This is a genomic window from Pseudomonas folii (genome assembly GCF_014357575.1).
Classification (GTDB): domain Bacteria; phylum Pseudomonadota; class Gammaproteobacteria; order Pseudomonadales; family Pseudomonadaceae; genus Aquipseudomonas; species Aquipseudomonas folii.
In genome coordinates, this window is the sequence record NZ_JACONW010000053.1 from 19,593 (window position 1) to 35,311 (window position 15,719).

At 57.7% G+C, this 15,719-nt stretch carries 17 protein-coding genes and 1 pseudogene; 5 read left to right on the forward strand and 13 right to left on the reverse strand.

Features of this window, described 5'->3' with window-relative positions:
• Nucleotides 1-68: 68 nt before the first annotated feature.
• The 8 genes from H8S59_RS13025 to ffh form a co-directional block, all read right to left on the reverse strand.
• A complete protein-coding gene (locus H8S59_RS13025; RefSeq protein ID WP_187521669.1) occupies nucleotides 69-1,373 on the reverse strand; it encodes a homoserine dehydrogenase in 1,305 nt (434 codons plus the stop codon).
• A 102-nt stretch (nucleotides 1,374-1,475) separates the two neighbouring features.
• Nucleotides 1,476-2,216 carry a DsbC family protein gene (locus tag H8S59_RS13030; RefSeq protein ID WP_095094364.1) on the reverse strand — a complete coding sequence of 247 codons (741 nt, stop codon included), beginning with the start codon at nucleotides 2,214-2,216 and terminating at the stop codon, nucleotides 1,476-1,478.
• A 150-nt stretch (nucleotides 2,217-2,366) separates the two neighbouring features.
• Nucleotides 2,367-3,263, reverse strand: coding sequence for a site-specific tyrosine recombinase XerD (gene xerD, locus H8S59_RS13035; protein ID WP_087264524.1), 897 nt, complete (start codon nucleotides 3,261-3,263; stop codon nucleotides 2,367-2,369).
• Between the two features lie 109 nt (nucleotides 3,264-3,372).
• Nucleotides 3,373-3,723, reverse strand: coding sequence for a 50S ribosomal protein L19 (gene rplS, locus H8S59_RS13040; RefSeq protein WP_027902605.1), 351 nt, complete (start codon nucleotides 3,721-3,723; stop codon nucleotides 3,373-3,375).
• A 42-nt stretch (nucleotides 3,724-3,765) separates the two neighbouring features.
• A complete protein-coding gene (gene trmD / locus H8S59_RS13045) occupies nucleotides 3,766-4,518 on the reverse strand; it encodes a tRNA (guanosine(37)-N1)-methyltransferase TrmD (protein ID WP_095094362.1) in 753 nt (250 codons plus the stop codon).
• Nucleotides 4,519-4,521: 3 nt separating this feature from the next.
• The gene (rimM, locus tag H8S59_RS13050; RefSeq protein WP_095094360.1) at nucleotides 4,522-5,058 is read right to left on the reverse strand and encodes a ribosome maturation factor RimM; all 537 of its coding nucleotides are present in this window, start codon (nucleotides 5,056-5,058) and stop codon (nucleotides 4,522-4,524) included.
• A gap of 5 nt (nucleotides 5,059-5,063) precedes the next feature.
• The gene (gene rpsP, locus H8S59_RS13055) at nucleotides 5,064-5,321 is read right to left on the reverse strand and encodes a 30S ribosomal protein S16 (RefSeq protein ID WP_027902602.1); all 258 of its coding nucleotides are present in this window, start codon (nucleotides 5,319-5,321) and stop codon (nucleotides 5,064-5,066) included.
• A gap of 248 nt (nucleotides 5,322-5,569) precedes the next feature.
• Nucleotides 5,570-6,946 carry a signal recognition particle protein gene (gene ffh / locus H8S59_RS13060; RefSeq protein WP_027902601.1) on the reverse strand — a complete coding sequence of 459 codons (1,377 nt, stop codon included), beginning with the start codon at nucleotides 6,944-6,946 and terminating at the stop codon, nucleotides 5,570-5,572.
• Between the two features lie 209 nt (nucleotides 6,947-7,155).
• Here ffh and H8S59_RS13065 point away from each other — a divergent pair, with 209 nt between their 5' ends.
• The 3 genes from H8S59_RS13065 (at nucleotide 7,156) to H8S59_RS13075 (ending at nucleotide 10,809) form a co-directional block, all read left to right on the forward strand.
• A complete protein-coding gene (locus tag H8S59_RS13065; protein WP_095094358.1) occupies nucleotides 7,156-7,968 on the forward strand; it encodes a cytochrome C assembly family protein in 813 nt (270 codons plus the stop codon).
• Nucleotides 7,969-7,981: 13 nt separating this feature from the next.
• A complete protein-coding gene (locus H8S59_RS13070) occupies nucleotides 7,982-9,217 on the forward strand; it encodes an HlyC/CorC family transporter (protein ID WP_187521670.1) in 1,236 nt (411 codons plus the stop codon).
• Nucleotides 9,218-9,486: 269 nt separating this feature from the next.
• Nucleotides 9,487-10,809 carry an MFS transporter gene (locus tag H8S59_RS13075; protein WP_187521671.1) on the forward strand — a complete coding sequence of 441 codons (1,323 nt, stop codon included), beginning with the start codon at nucleotides 9,487-9,489 and terminating at the stop codon, nucleotides 10,807-10,809.
• A 154-nt stretch (nucleotides 10,810-10,963) separates the two neighbouring features.
• On the opposite strand, the gene purT is transcribed toward H8S59_RS13075, so the two are convergent.
• The 5 genes from purT to H8S59_RS13100 form a co-directional block, all read right to left on the reverse strand.
• Entirely contained in the window at nucleotides 10,964-12,145 is a 1,182-nt protein-coding gene (gene purT, locus H8S59_RS13080; RefSeq protein ID WP_187521672.1) for a formate-dependent phosphoribosylglycinamide formyltransferase, read from the reverse strand.
• Between the two features lie 99 nt (nucleotides 12,146-12,244).
• Nucleotides 12,245-12,712 (reverse strand): VUT family protein, encoded by a 468-nt coding sequence (locus H8S59_RS13085; RefSeq protein ID WP_187521673.1) that lies wholly within the window; start codon nucleotides 12,710-12,712, stop codon nucleotides 12,245-12,247.
• Nucleotides 12,713-12,960: 248 nt separating this feature from the next.
• Entirely contained in the window at nucleotides 12,961-13,155 is a 195-nt protein-coding gene (locus tag H8S59_RS13090) for a DUF1289 domain-containing protein (protein ID WP_425504576.1), read from the reverse strand.
• Nucleotides 13,155-13,679 (reverse strand): gamma carbonic anhydrase family protein, encoded by a 525-nt coding sequence (locus tag H8S59_RS13095; protein ID WP_187521675.1) that lies wholly within the window; start codon nucleotides 13,677-13,679, stop codon nucleotides 13,155-13,157. The genes H8S59_RS13090 and H8S59_RS13095 overlap by 1 nt, the downstream gene beginning before the upstream one ends.
• Nucleotides 13,680-13,721: 42 nt before the next feature.
• Nucleotides 13,722-14,318 (reverse strand): CoA pyrophosphatase, encoded by a 597-nt coding sequence (locus H8S59_RS13100; protein WP_095094346.1) that lies wholly within the window; start codon nucleotides 14,316-14,318, stop codon nucleotides 13,722-13,724.
• Nucleotides 14,319-14,474: 156 nt separating this feature from the next.
• On the opposite strand from H8S59_RS13100, the gene H8S59_RS13105 reads away from it, so the two are divergent.
• Both H8S59_RS13105 and H8S59_RS13110 read left to right on the forward strand, forming a co-directional pair.
• Nucleotides 14,475-15,026: an NUDIX hydrolase gene (locus H8S59_RS13105; protein ID WP_187521676.1), complete on the forward strand. Its 552-nt coding sequence runs from the start codon at nucleotides 14,475-14,477 to the stop codon at nucleotides 15,024-15,026.
• A 188-nt stretch (nucleotides 15,027-15,214) separates the two neighbouring features.
• Nucleotides 15,215-15,634 (forward strand): annotated as a pseudogene (locus tag H8S59_RS13110) (L,D-transpeptidase family protein); the annotation flags it as partial.
• Nucleotides 15,635-15,719 lie beyond the last annotated feature (85 nt).

Genomic DNA, 15,719 nt, shown 5'->3' on the forward strand with positions numbered 1-15,719 from the left:
TGCAAGCTGCAAGTCAAAAGCAGTCCGCTTTCACTTGCAGCTTGTCGCTTATAGCTTGCCGCTCTCAATTAATTGAGATGTTCAACGCGGATCCGGACGACTGGACCAACCACGTCCTGCACCGCTTCCAGGGCCTCGATGGCGTCATTCATGCGCTGCTCCACCACACGATGGGTCAACAGAATCATCGGCACCAGGCCGTCATGTTCTTCGACTTCCTTCTGCATGATCGACTCAATGTTAATCCCGCGCTCCGACAGAATGCTCGCCACCTGGGCCAGTACGCCCGGATGATCCTTGGCCTGGATGCGCAGGTAATACGCGCTTTCGCAGGCTTCGATCGGCAGAATCGGGTGAGCAGACAACGAGTCAGGCTGGAACGCCAGATGCGGTACGCGGTTCTCCGGGTCGGAGGTCATCGCACGCACCACATCCACCAGATCGGCAACCACTGAAGAAGCAGTAGGCTCCATGCCAGCGCCAGCGCCATAGAACAGCGTCGAACCGGCAGCGTCGCCATTGACCATCACCGCGTTCATCACGCCATTGACGTTGGCAATCAGTCGGTCAGCAGGAATCAGCGTCGGGTGTACGCGCAACTCGATACCGGCAGGCGTGCTGCGCGCTACGCCAAGGTGCTTGATGCGATAACCCAGCGCTTCGGCGTAATTCACGTCGGCAGTGGTCAGTTTGGTGATGCCTTCGGTGTAGGCCTTGTCAAACTGCAACGGGATACCAAAGGCAATGGACGCCAGAATGGTCAGCTTGTGTGCAGCATCAATACCTTCGACATCGAACGTCGGATCGGCTTCGGCATAACCCAGCGCCTGGGCTTCCGCCAGAACGTCTGGGAAGGCGCGGCCTTTCTCGCGCATTTCGGTCAGGATGAAGTTACCGGTGCCATTAATGATCCCGGCAACCCAGTTGATGCGGTTGGCCGACAGACCTTCACGAATTGCCTTGATGACCGGGATACCGCCGGCGACCGCAGCTTCAAACGCTACGATCACGCCCTTCTCACGCGCCTTGGCGAAAATTTCGTTACCGTGCACGGCAATCAGCGCTTTGTTGGCAGTGACTACGTGCTTGCCGTTTTCAATGGCCTTGAGAACCAGGTCGCGGGCTACGGTATAGCCGCCGATCAGTTCAATGACGATATCGATTTCAGGGTTGGTTGCCACCGCGAAGACGTCGCTGGTGGTCGGTGTACCGGTAATCTGGCAGTTGGGGTTTGGCGTACGCAGGGCAATTTGTGCCACTTCGATTCCACGACCCGCGCGGCGGGCAATTTCCTCGGCGTTACGCTTAAGTACGTTGAAGGTACCGCCACCGACGGTACCCAGCCCACAGATGCCTACTTTGACCGGATTCACTATGAACTCCCCGTAAAACGGCCGGCTTGGAACCGACCGTGGAAAACAGCCGTGCATCACACACGGCTCTCTATTTACTCAACGGTCATGGGACGCGCTGACTTATTTGGCGCCGAGCGCCAGCTTGGCCACTTGTGCAGCGGGTTGGTAACCCGGAATCAACTGGCCGTCAGCCAAAACGATGGCCGGTGTGCCGTTCACACCGATCGATTGGCCCATTTCAAATTGTTTGGTCACAGGGTTGGCGCATTTAGGCGCCTCGATGTTCTTGCCATCGACCATGCGGTCCATGGCAGCCTTGCGATCCTTGGAGCACCAGACAGCCTGCAGTTGTTCGTCGCCCGGCGAGCCCAGCCCTTGACGCGGGAAAGCAACGTAACGGACTTCGATACCCATCTTGTTCAACTGCGGCACTTCAGCGTGAAGTTTGTGGCAGTACGGGCAGGTGGTGTCGGTGAACACAGTGATGTGCGATTTGGTTTCACCAATGGCCGGGTACACCACCATTTCGGCGGTCGGAATACCATTGATGGTCTTGGCGATAGCCAGACGCTCGGTCTTCTCGGTCAGGTTGACCGGCTTGCCATCCTGAATCTGGAACAGATAGCCCTGCATCACGAACTGGCCGTCCGCACTGGCATACAGTACACGGCCGCCCTTGAGCTTGACTTCGTACAGACCACTCAACGGGCTGGCCCCGATGCTTTCTACCGGCAGCTCGAGTTTGAGCGACTCCAGGGTCTTGCGAATGGCTTGGTCGGCGGGCGCATCCGCCTGGGCGAACAGGCTGAAGGTACTGGCCAACGCAACGGCTGCGGCGGCGATAATCGTGGTCACGCGCATGAAAACTCCTCGGGCGGTGGGCAGACTGGCTTGGGCAAAAAAAGCGCCCGTCAGCTTCAATCTGCGAAACCGGCAAAGACTATCACATTAGGGCCGTAAACCTTAGCCGGAACGATGCAAGACTTGCCCCTAAACCTGCAGTGACTGCGCTCAGCCGCGAGGGTGGTGTTTGGCATGCATGTCCTGCAATCTGGCGCGGGCGACATGGGTATAGATTTGTGTCGTGGACAAGTCACTGTGCCCCAACAGCATCTGCACCACTCGCAAGTCAGCGCCATGATTGAGTAAGTGGGTTGCGAAAGCGTGCCGCAATGTATGAGGCGACAGTGACTTGCTGATACCCGCAACCATGGCCTGATGCTTGATCCGGTGCCAGAAGGTCTGACGAGTCATTTGCTCGCCCCGCTGACTGGGAAACAACACATCACTGGGACGCCCCGCCAGCAGCTCATCACGAGCACCGCGCATGTATCGCTCAATCCAGACAATGGCTTCTTCACCCATGGGCACCAGACGCTCTTTGCTGCCTTTGCCCATGACTCGCAACACACCTTGACGCAGGTTGACCTGCTCCAGGGTCAGACTGATCAGTTCGGTTACTCGCAAGCCACAGGCATAAAGCACTTCCAGCATGGCTTTATCCCGCTGTCCGATAGCTTCGCTCAGATCAGGCGCAGCCAGTAATGCGTCAACGTCCGCTTCCGACAATGATTTGGGCAGCGGTCTGCCAAGCTGGGGCATGTCCACTTGCAACGTGGGATCGATCTGGATCAGTTTTTCGCGCAGCAGATAGCGGTAAAAGCCACGTGCACCGGAGAGAAATCGGGCTGTAGAGCGCGGCTTATAGGCCTTGTCCACTCGCCAGGCCAGGTGATCAAGAATCGCCGAGCGTCCGACATTGATCAGTTGCAGGCCTTGTTCCTGCAACCAGCCGTTGAACAGGGCAAGGTCACTGCGATAGGCATCGCGCGTGTTATCCGAAAGCCCTTTCTCCAGCCAGAGAGCATCGAGAAATCGGTCGATCAGAGGGTCATCGATGGCAGGCATAGTTATTCGCGCTTGAGCAGTGCTACATGAGGTACTGACTGAGGACAATAAAACCCCAGACACAAAAAAGCAGCCCGTAGGCTGCTTTTTTTGCATCAGAAAACTGTACTCAGGACAGTTTTTCCTTGATGCGCGCTGCTTTACCGGACAGGTCACGCAGGTAGTACAGTTTGGCTTTGCGAACGTCACCGCGACGTTTCACAGCCAGGCTGTCGATTTGCGGGCTGTAGGTCTGGAAAGTACGCTCAACGCCAACACCGTTGGAGATTTTACGAACAGTGAAAGCACTGTTCACGCCACGGTTACGCTTGGCAATTACTACGCCTTCGAACGCCTGCAGACGAGCGCGGTCGCCTTCCTTCACTTTCACCTGAACGACAACAGTGTCGCCCGGGGCAAAGGTAGGGATCTCTTTGGTCATCTGCTCTGCTTCGAGTGCAAGGATGATTTTGTTAGTCATGCTGTGCTCCTAAGGTAAATCGTCCGATCTACCATCGATACGTTAACTATCGTCCCGTTCGCGGATGTATTCCGCGAGCAGCTTCTTCTCTTCTCCAGAAAGCGAGCGGCTTTCCAGAAGATCGGCGCGTCGTTCATAGGTCCGCCCAAGGGACTGCTGTAAACGCCAACGCCGGATATGCGCGTGATTGCCACTTAGCAACACGTCGGGAACACGCTGATCCGCATACACCTCCGGCCGGGTGTAATGCGGGCAATCCAGCAGACCATCAGTGAAGGAATCTTCCTCCGCAGAGTCCGCATGCCCTAAAGCTCCAGGCAGCAGCCGCGTAACCGCATCGATAAGCACCATTGCCGGCAGCTCGCCACCAGACAATACATAGTCACCAATCGACCACTCTTCATCGACATAAGCATCAATAAAACGCTCGTCAATGCCTTCATAACGACCGGCGATGAGGATAATCGCTTCCTCCTGCGCCAGTTCGCGTACCGCAGACTGATTCAGTTGGCGGCCTTGTGGCGACAGGTAAATCACCTTCGCCGCATCCCCTGCTGCTTGCCTGGCCTGAACCAGAGCATCTTCCAGAGGCTTGATCTTCATCACCATGCCCGGACCACCGCCAAATGGGCGATCGTCAACAGTGTGATGTCGATCCGTGGTGTAGTCCCGCGGATTCCAACAAGTCAGCTGTAACAGCCCTTGTTTCACCGCACGGCTGGTAATGCCGTAATCGCTGATGGCGGAAAACATCTCGGGAAACAGACTGATCACTTCTATGCGCAGGCTAGCCATTGCTTAGAAGTCCGAATCCCATTCCACCTTCATCTCGCCAGCTTCCAGGTCAACCACCAACACGCATTGCTCTGTATAGGGCAACAAACGTTCGCGATCATCCAGGCTGCCAGCGCAGGGCTTGACCACCATTACATCATTCGAGCCCGTCTCCAGCAGATGATCGATCTTCCCGAGCAATTGCCCTTGATGGTCGATAACCTTGAGACCCTCCAGCTGGTACCAGTAGTACTCGCCGTCGGTCAGATCAGGGAACAGGTTGCGCGGCACACAGATTTCAAAACCGGCCAGAAGACGAGCTTCTTCACGGTCATCGAGACCTTTGAGCTTTGCGACCAGGAACTTGTTTTGCAAGCGTCCGCTGACCAGCTCTACCTGCTTAACGCTGCCTTCGCGCCGAAGCGTCCAGGTTTTGTAATCCAACAGGTTTCCAATCGGATCAGTAAAGGAAAAGACCTTCACTTCGCCGCGAACGCCATGTACCGAATAAATCTTGCCAATGACGATCAAGTCGTCGGCAGTCGTTGGCGCCGCGTTCATATTGCTCAGGCCGCGACCTTGGTCTTGGCGTGTTCTTTCAGCAACTGGGCAACGCGCTCGGATGTTTGTGCACCCACGCTCAGCCAGTAGTTAACGCGCTCTTCGTTCACGGACAAACGAACTTCCTGACCACGGGCAACCGGGTTGAAGAAGCCAATTTGTTCCTTGTGCGAACCGTCGCGCGCATTGCGGCTATCGGTAACAGTCAGGTGGTAAAACGGGCGCTTTTTGGAGCCGCCCAGGGCAAGACGAATGGTTAGCATTGAACATCGTTCCTGTAGTCGGTGCTGCAAATCTAAGATGCACAGCGGGCATAGGTGCCCGAAAGGCCGCATATTCTAAGGAATATCCGGACTTTTGCAAATGTCTTTTTCCGGCACCTGCTGTTGTGCCATCCAGATTTGCCAAGGAGCCGTCGCTTCCGACGGCTGGTGTAGACCCGCAAAGCGGGGATTTACGTAGGGGCAAGCCCCCATGTGGGATGCGCGCAGAGGTTCCTGCGCGCGATACATCACATTTTTGGCATGCCGCCGCCGGGCAACATTCCGCCCATGCCGCGCATCATTTTGGCCATTCCGCCTTTGGCGGAGAATTTCTTCATCATCTTCTGCATCTGCTTATGCTGCTTGATCAGACGCCCGATATCCTGCACCTGCGTACCCGAACCCATCGCGATCCGGCGCTTGCGCGAGCCGCTGATCAGCTCAGGATCGCGACGCTCAGCAGGGGTCATCGAGTTGATGATGGCTTCCATCTGCTTGAACTGTTTCTCTGCCACGCCCTGGGCATTGCCCATTTGCGACAGGTTGACACCGCCGATGCTCGGCAGCTTGTCCATGAGCCCGCCAAGGCCGCCCATGTTTTTCATCTGTTGCAGCTGATCGCGGAAGTCTTCGAGGTCGAAGCCTTTACCCTTCTTCAGCTTTTTGGCCAGTTTGTCGGCCTTGTCCTTGTCGAGGGTCTGTTCGGCCTGCTCGATCAGGCTGAGCACGTCACCCATGCCGAGGATTCGCGAGGCAATACGATCCGGGTGGAACGGCTCGAGCGCGTCGCTCTTCTCGCCCATACCGATGAACTTGATCGGTTTGCCAGTGATAGCGCGTACGGACAACGCCGCACCGCCTCGGGCATCACCGTCAACCTTGGTCAGGATCACGCCAGTCAGCGGTAGCGCATCGCCGAACGCCTTGGCAGTGTTGGCAGCATCCTGACCGGTCATGGCGTCCACGACAAACAGCGTCTCGGCAGGTTTGACCGCCGCGTGCAGCGCCTGGATCTCGCCCATCATTTCCGCGTCGATGTGCAAACGACCTGCGGTGTCGAGAATGACGACGTCGATGAACTTGAGCTTCGCTTCCTTTATTGCCGCTTCAGCGATGTCTACCGGCTTCTGGCTGATGTCGGACGGGAAGAAGGTAACGCCGATGTCGCCCGCCAGAGTTTCAAGCTGCTTGATGGCCGCCGGACGATATACGTCAGCCGACACAACCATGACGGTCTTCTTCTTGCGCTCTTTGAGAAACTTGGCCAGTTTGCCAGCCGTGGTGGTTTTACCAGCACCCTGCAGACCCGCCATCAGAATCACGGCAGGCGGCGTGACATTAAGGGTCAGCTCTTCATTGGCCGCCCCCATCATGTCTTCCAGCTCGGCCTGAACGATCTTCACAAAGGCCTGGCCCGGCGTCAGGCTGCGCGACACTTCGGTGCCGACAGCGCGCTCCTTGACCTTGTTGACGAAGTCTTTGACGACCGGCAAGGCAACGTCGGCTTCGAGCAAAGCCATACGCACTTCGCGCAAGGTGTCTTTGATGTTGTCCTCGGTCAGCTTGGCCTTGCCAGTTACATGGCGCAGCGTCTGCGAGAGACGGTCTGTCAGATTTTCAAACATGCGCGATCCTTTCAGGCTCTTGGCGAACCCCGGTTGATGCGGCCCGGCCCGTTATAAAATGGCGCTCGGCGAGCCTGCGGCTTGAGCAGGTCGCGGATTATAGCGAAGACTCTGCGGCACGGACACCATGAGTCTGCATCTGTGGTCTTTCGTGAAATGACGGTTGTATGCCAAACTCAGCGCCTTTAGAGGCCCGTCCATCAGGATTTATGTTCCCTTTGCCACCCAGCCTGCTACCCAGCCTCGCCGCCGCCTGCCTTTATGCCGCTGCGACAATCTATCAAGGCATCCGCCTCAGCCAGGCGAAACGCGCCGACAAACGGCTGCTTTGCCTGCTCGGTACGTTGGCCGTTGTTGCCCACGCCTTCGGACTTTTCTCCCAGTTGATCCGCCCTGTCGGGCTTGGCCTGGACTTTTTCAGCGCCGCCAGCCTGATTGCCGCCGCGGTGATCGCCCTGACGCTGCTCGCGACCGTGCGCATCCCGGTTGAAAACCTGCTCGTCCTTTTATTCCCACTGGGGATGGTGACTGTGCTGCTCGCGCAATTCGCGCCAGCCGGCACCGTGCAACCCATCGTTGAAGAACCGGGCATTCTCAGCCACATCCTGCTGTCGATCCTGGCTTACGGCATGTTCACTATCGCAGTGGTCCAGGCTTTGCTGCTGCTGGTGCAGGATCATCAGCTCAAGCACAAGCACCCTTCCGGGCTGATCAAGAATTTCCCGCCACTGCAAACCATGGAAAGCCTGCTCTTTGGTTTTCTCTGGGCCGGATGGTCGCTGCTTACGCTGTCTCTGATTTCGGGCTGGCTGTTCGTCGAGAACCTGTTCGCACAGCATCTGGTGCACAAAACCCTGCTGGCCTGCCTGGCCTGGGTGGTGTTCAGCGTATTGCTGTGGGGTCGTAACCGTCTCGGCTGGCGTGGACACAAGGCTATCCGCTGGACCCTGGGCGGCTTCTGCCTGCTGATGCTGGCCTATTTCGGCAGCAAGCTGGTCCGCGAATTCATTCTGCACATCTGACGGTTCGCTGATTATGGATAATTTGCCAATCGCGCCGATGCTCGGTGTCGTAGCCCTGTTGATTCTCTGGGCAGCCCTGTTCACGGCTATTGAAACCGCCCACCATCACCTCAAAGTGCTGCGCAGCGGCGACCGCCTGCCCACGTCGAGCTGGCCCGAGCTGAAATTCCAGCTGGGCAGCCTGATCCTCGCCAACACCTTGATCAAAGTATTGATCACCGTCATCGTCACCTTGCTGTCGGTGAACTACTGGTATTACAACGGCCCGACACTGGCCTGGATAATCGTCACCAGCGTCACGCTGATCTTCGCCGAACTGATCCCGCGCAGGCTGGCAGCCCGTCATCCAGAAGCCATCGTGCACATGGCCAACAGCCTGTTGCGCATTCCGATGATCATCCTCTGGCCACTGGCCTGGCTGTTCAACTGCATGGCCAGAACCCTGCTCCGCCCTTTTGGCACACGTAGCAAGCAGGCAATTGCGGCCGATAAAGATGACGAACGCCAGCACGGCAATCATGACGGCGTTCACGAACACCATCCCGGCCGCTCACCCGTACTGTCAGGCATCCATGCGCTGGACAGCATCACGGTCAATGACATTCTGGTGCCGCGCAGCGAAGTGGATGGCGTCAATCTCGACGACAGCATCGAACAGATCGTCGAGCGCCTGATCATTTCGCGTCACACCCGGCTGCCGGTCTATCACAATGACATCAATCAGGTTCAGGGCGTGCTCAATACCCGGCAGATCAGCCATCTGCTGCCCAAGGGCGAATTGACCAAAGAACAGATCGTCGCCGCGTGCTATGAGCCGTACTTCGTTCCGGAGAGCACTCCGCTTCAGCTGCAACTGCTGAACTTCCACAAGCAACAGCGCCGCATGGGTGTCGTTGTCGATGAGTATGGCGAAGTGCTTGGGATCGTCAGCCTCGAAGACATTCTGGAAGAAATCGTCGGCGAATTCGAAAATGAGCAGACCCTGAACAATCCGCACATTCATCCCCAGACTGACGGTCGTCTGTTGGTGGATGGTGCCGCGTCGATTCGTGATCTGAACAAGAGCCTGGGTTGGCATCTACCGTCCGATGGCCCCAAGACGCTCAATGGCCTGGTGACTGAAGCTCTGGAAACCATTCCCGAAAGCGCTGTCTGCCTGAAGATCGGGCCCTATCGCCTGGAAATTCTCGAAACTGAAGACAACCGCGTGACACAGGTCATGATGTGGCTGAAACCGGCTACTCGCTGACTCCGCAGAGACCACTCGCTGGAAGTCCCCTCTACAGGCCTCTTGTTATACGAGCGGCGCGATTCCTATAATCGAGCCGCTTACCCAGCCCGCCGATCCGTGTGCTACCCGCACCCCACCTGATCGGCCAGTCATCCAGCCTGAACGCCTCTCGCCTCCTATCCGGGCTAACCTGATCAGCGCTGTACCCACAATAATTAATGTATGCCGTTGAACATCGACATTGTTGATGATCTTCAACAGGCACTCTGACTGTCAGGAAGACCCGCATGACCACGACTTCTGCCGCCCACGAAAATGAGAGCGCACCGGTTCGCCCGGCCAACTCTGCCACACGCGTCGCAACTGCCAGTTTCATTGGCACTGCTATCGAGTTCTACGATTTCTACGTGTACGCCACCGCCGCTGCTTTGGTGATCGGCCCGGTGTTCTTCCCTCAAACGTCCGGCACCGCACAAATGCTGTCGGCATTTCTGACCTTCGGTATCGCCTTCCTTGCCCGCCCGCTTGGCTCCGCGCTGTTTGGCCATTTCGGTGATCGCATCGGACGCAAGTCGACGCTGGTCGCTTCGTTGCTGCTGATGGGCGTGTGCACCACGTTGATCGGCGTGCTGCCGGGCTACGCGACCATAGGTGCCTGGGCACCGATTCTGTTGTGCGTATTGCGTTTCGGCCAGGGATTGGGACTGGGTGGTGAATGGGGCGGCGCAGCCTTGCTCGCCACGGAGAACGCCCCAAAAGGCAAACGCGCCTGGTTCGGCATGTTCCCGCAACTGGGCCCGTCGATTGGTTTCCTCGCCGCGAACGGGCTGTTCCTGACACTGGCCATGACGCTGGATGACGAACAGTTTCGCTCATGGGGCTGGAGAATCCCGTTCCTGCTGAGCGCGGCACTGGTGATGGTTGGGCTCTATGTGCGACTGAAGCTGGAAGAAACCCCGGTCTTCACCAACGCCATCGCCCGCCACGAGCGGGTGAAGATGCCGATAGTGGAGCTGTTCAGCCAATACTGGGCGCCGGTATTGCTGGGTGCCGCGTCGATGGTGGTCTGTTATGCGCTGTTCTACATCTCAACGGTGTTTTCCCTGAGCTACGGCGTATCGACTCTCGGCTATAGCCGCGAGACCTTCCTCGCCCTGCTGTGCTTCGCCGTGTTGTTCATGGCAGCAGCGACCCCGCTGGCGGCATGGGCCAGCGACCGTTATGGACGTCGTCCGGTGCTGATCATCGGCGGCGTACTGGCGATCCTTTCCGGCTTCACCATGGAGCCGCTGCTTACCCACGGCACAACATGGGCAGTGGCGCTGTTTCTGTGTATCGAGCTGTTCCTGATGGGCGTGACCTTCGCCCCGATGGGCGCGATGCTACCCGAACTGTTTCCGACCCGGGTTCGATACACCGGAGCGTCAGCGGCCTACAACCTGGGAGGCATCGTCGGCGCATCGGTCGCACCCTTCTTCGCCCAGAAACTTGTGGCAATGGGTGGACTGAGCTGGGTCGGCGGGTATGTGTCGGCAGCAGCGTTGATCAGCGTGATTGCCGTGCTGTGCCTGAAAGAAACGCGTGAGGCGGATCTGGATAAGATTGCCTGAACTCTAGCCCCCCACAATTATCAAGCTGGAATGCAATCCTGTGGGAGCGGTGCTTGCCCGCGATAGTAACAACGCGATCTAAAGTGAACCGCATCCAGCCTTATCGCGGGCAAGCACCGCTCCCACATGATCCACCATTTCCTGCAGCGCGGCGTTAAAGCTGGACTTTCACAGCACGTGAAGAACGGGTCGCCTTGGCGCGCGCCGCTTCGATGGACTCGTCGCGAGCCAGGGCAACGCCCATACGGCGCTGGCCATTGACTTCAGGCTTGCCGAACAGACGCAGTGCAGTATCCGGCTCGCTCAACGCCTCACCGAGGTTGGCGAAAGTGGTATTCGTGGACTGGCCTTCCACGAGAATCACCGCCGAAGCCGATGGCCCGAACTGGCGAATCTGCGGAATTGGCAGGCCCAGAATGGCGCGAGCGTGCAAGGCAAACTGCGACAGATCCTGAGAGATCAGGGTCACCAGACCCGTATCATGCGGGCGCGGCGAGACTTCGCTGAACCAGACCTGATCACCTTTGATGAACAGCTCAACACCAAACAGACCGCGACCACCCAGGGCTTCGGTTACCGCCTTGGCGACGCGCTCGGATTCAGCCAGCGCAATCGGGCTCATCGCCTGTGGCTGCCAGGATTCCTGATAGTCGCCCTTCTCCTGACGATGGCCCACTGGCGCGCAGAAAGTAGTACCGCCAGCGTGGCGCACGGTCAGCAGAGTGATTTCGTATTCAAAGTCGATGAAGCCTTCGATGATCACGCGACCTTTACCGGCACGACCGCCTTCCTGGGCGTAGTCCCAGGCTTTCTGCACGTCATCGGCAGTACGCAGCAAGCTCTGGCCTTTGCCCGACGAACTCATCACCGGCTTGACCACGCAAGGGAAGCCCAGGTCCTGCACAGCCTTGCTGTAATCCTCGAAGGTGTCGGCAAAGTGATACGGCGAAGTCGGCAGGTCCAGCTCTTCAGCGGCCAGACGACGGATACCTTCGCGGTTCATGGTCAATTGCGTGGCACGGGCAGTCGGGATCACCGTGAAGCCTTCGGCCTCCAGCTCAACCAGTGTTGCCGTAGCAATAGCCTCGATCTCCGGCACGATGTAGTGCGGCTTCTCGGCCTCGATCACCGCACGCAGCGCGGCACCGTCGAGCATGTTGATCACATGGCTGCGGTGGGCAACCTGCATGGCAGGCGCGTTGGCATAACGATCAACAGCGATCACTTCAACGCCCAGGCGCTGCAGTTCGATTACGACTTCCTTGCCCAGCTCGCCGCAACCGCAGAGCAATACGCGGGTCGCGACAGGCGACAGTGGAGTTCCGATTTGAGTCATCTCAGGTCCTCGTGGAGCAGATATCGAGGGCAGCCCGCGTCAGGTGCGAGCGACCGCTGTGGAGAAAGGCGCGCAATTTACCACGAAGGCCCGTAATTCTCAGCCCGCACAAGCATTCTTGCGCGCACGCCAGGCCATGATCAGCCAGACGGCCGTGACACCAGCGAACTTGGACACCAACGCCGTGATAATCACGGGCGGGGTCAGAGCATCGATCATGCCGAAAAAAATGAAGGTATCCACAGGAATACTCAGCGCAGAGCTGAGCCACAAACGATCACGCAGTGGGCGCTTGGTAATGGTGAACACCAGCCAGTCGATGCATTCGGATACCGCAAACGCCGTGGCACTGGCCAGCGCGATAGTGGGGTCGGAAGTGACATACGACAGCACCAGAGCGGCCAGCATTGCCAGGATCGCACCGTGCCCGAAGCGGGTTTGCACCATGTCCCGCAACACAAACACCAGCCCACCCCAGGCAGACCAGATGATATCCAGGTGCGGTGCAGCGGAAAAAGCGAAATTGATCAGCACGACACTGCTGATGTAGGCGATCAGAAAGAGCATGGGGCGAGGCTTATGTGGCGGGGAAGATGAGTAATGGTATCAGCCGATGCACGCGCTGGCTGATTTGAAATGAGATTCAACCTGTGGGAGCACTGACGTGGGACCGGCTTCAGCCGGGAAGGGGCCGTGACAGACGCCGAATTTTATAGGTGCAGACATACCGCTTTCCCGGCTAAAGCCGGTCCCACGTCGTCAATCAACTTGGGGACGACCATAGAATCTCCCACGGGAAGAGCGAGATTCCGCGATTACATTTTCCACACAAGCCCACTCGTCTCGGCTCGCTCATGACACAGCCGGAGCACAGCGCGGCGCTGGTCGTTGTCCATGGCGTGCCAGTCGGTGATTTCCTTCACGGTGCGCTGGCAACCCAGGCACACATCATCGTCATCCAGGGCGCAGATGCTGACGCATGGGGATGCAACGCGGCGTTCGGCTTCCATCAATCTTCCTGGGGTATCAAGTCGCGAGCGTAGCGCTGGGCGTTGTGGACGTAATGTGCGGCGCTGGCTTCGAGCATTTTCTTCTGCACATCAGTGAGTTCACGCACTACTTTACCCGGCGAACCCATGACCAGCGAGCCATCGGGGATAATCTTGCCTTCGCCGATCAGTGAATTAGCGCCAATGATGCAGTATTTGCCGATCTTCGCGCCGTTAAGGATGACAGCATTGATGCCAATCAGGCTGTAATCGTCGACGCTGCAACCATGCAGCATCGCGTTGTGGCCGATGGTCACGCCTTTGCCGATTTCCAGCGGCGAGCCCATATCAGTGTGCATGACCGTGCCGTCCTGCACATTACTGTTCTCGCCGATATGGATCAGCTCGTTATCACCGCGCAGCACGGCGTTGAACCAGACATTGGCCCCCGCCTCCAGCCTGACCTTGCCGATCAGCACAGCATTGGGCGCGACCCAGCTTTGTGGATGGGTTTCGACGCGAAAATCACCCAGACGATATTTCATGAATTTGTACCCTCAAGGCTCTGCGGCCCGTTTGATCAGCGCTTAGATCACGGAGTGTTCTGGCGGGTGATGCAGGCTGATCTTGCTGTCATAAAGCACGTTGATCAGCTCGACGATCATGATTGCCGTCAGCCCCCAGATTTTGAACTCGCCATAACGATAGCTGGGCACGTACCAACTTTGACCTTGATAGTCGATGCGGTGGGTATGCTCACGGGTGTCCTGACGAAAGAACTCCAGCGGCACACTGAACACGGCGGCGATTTCGGCATCGTTGGGGCGGTACTCGACGAAGTCAGGAATCAACCCCACATAAGGCGTGACCTTGATACCGTGCTTGGAGATCAACGGACTGAGCGGACCGATCACTTCAACCAGCCCCGGCGGCAGACCGATCTCTTCCTCGGCTTCGCGCAGCGCGGTGAAGATCAGGTCAGTGTCTTCCGGGTCACGTCGACCACCAGGAAAGGCCACTTCACCACCGTGAGTCGACAGCCCGCTGGCACGCAGCGTCAGAATCAGTTCCGGCTCGTCGCTGCGGGTAATCGGCAGCAACACCGCAGCTTCGGGGAAAAGTCGATCCGTCTCAAAGGTGCTCGGCGTATGACTGCTTACGCGGCGAAGTAGCTCATCCAGCATGGGAAATCTCGATCTGTTGCCTACCCGGCATCATGCACCAAAGTGGCGAACTGCCCAAGCCCTCGCAGGACAATGTGGACAAGACTAAAGCGCAGCTTGCCGATCACCCTTGGCACACGCCAAGATAGCGACTGAATTCAGCAATTGAACCTGTCCATGAAATTCTGCAGCCAATGCGGCAAACCGGTCATACAGCGCGTTCCCGAAGGCGATAGTCGCCTGCGCTTTGTCTGCGAACACTGTCAGACCATTCACTATCAGAACCCCAATATTGTTGCGGGCTGTCTGGCCGTGTGGGATGGCAAGGTCTTGCTCTGCCGTCGCGCCATCGAGCCGCGCCTGGGTTTCTGGACCTTGCCAGCCGGGTTCATGGAAAACGGCGAGACCATGGAGCAGGCGGCTCGCCGGGAAACCTACGAGGAAGCCTGTGCGACACCGGGCGAGCTGAACCTGTACATGCTGGTGGATGTGGCGCACATCAATCAGGTCCACGTGTTCTTCCGGGGAGAACTGGCCACACCGGAATTCGCCGCGGGAACTGAAAGCCTGGAAGTCGGCCTGTTCGATGAAGCGGACATACCGTGGTCGGACCTGGCTTTCATGACCGTCCGGCGTGCCCTAGAATGCTTCTTCGCTGATCGTCGTGAGCAGGCTTACCCTGTGCGTAACGAAGCCCTGCCGCCATCGCGGCCCATTCAAGACACTTAATCAGGCCAGCCCATTACAGGCGCCGCTTCAGGGATACCGTTTCGATGCGTTGGTTGCTCGCTGCTTTGTGCTTGTCTTTCATGCCGTTGTCTCAGGCCTCGTTCACCCAGACCATTGTCCCCAAAGGCAGCGAGCAAAAGATCGTCGGCGAAAAGGTGATCAACGTTGAGAACATTGCCGACAAGAAAATCGACAAGGTGCTGGTGCTCAAGTCAGCGCGGCAACTGCAACTGATCAGTGGCGGCGAACCTCTCAAGACGTATCGTATTTCCCTGGGCAAGCAACCCAAGGGCACAAAACTCAAGGAAGGCGACCAGCGCACGCCTGAAGGGTTCTACTGGCTGGACTGGCGCAAGACCAGCACCAATTACAACCTGTCGATGCACATCTCTTACCCGAACGCGGCGGACACCGAACGCTCGAAACGCGAAGGGGTAAAACCGGGCAGCATGATCATGATTCATGGCACGCCAGTGGATGAGGAATACCCGGAGTGGTACTTCCACACGCTGGACTGGACCAACGGCTGCATCGCGCTGAAGAACAACGACATGCGGGAAGTGTGGGGTCTGGTGAAGGACGGCACGATGATTGAGATCAGGCCGTAAAGAGAACACCGACACCTGTAGGAGCTGCCGAAGGCTGCGATGCGATTTATCTGATACACCGCCATAGCCGACATAGGGCCCGGCA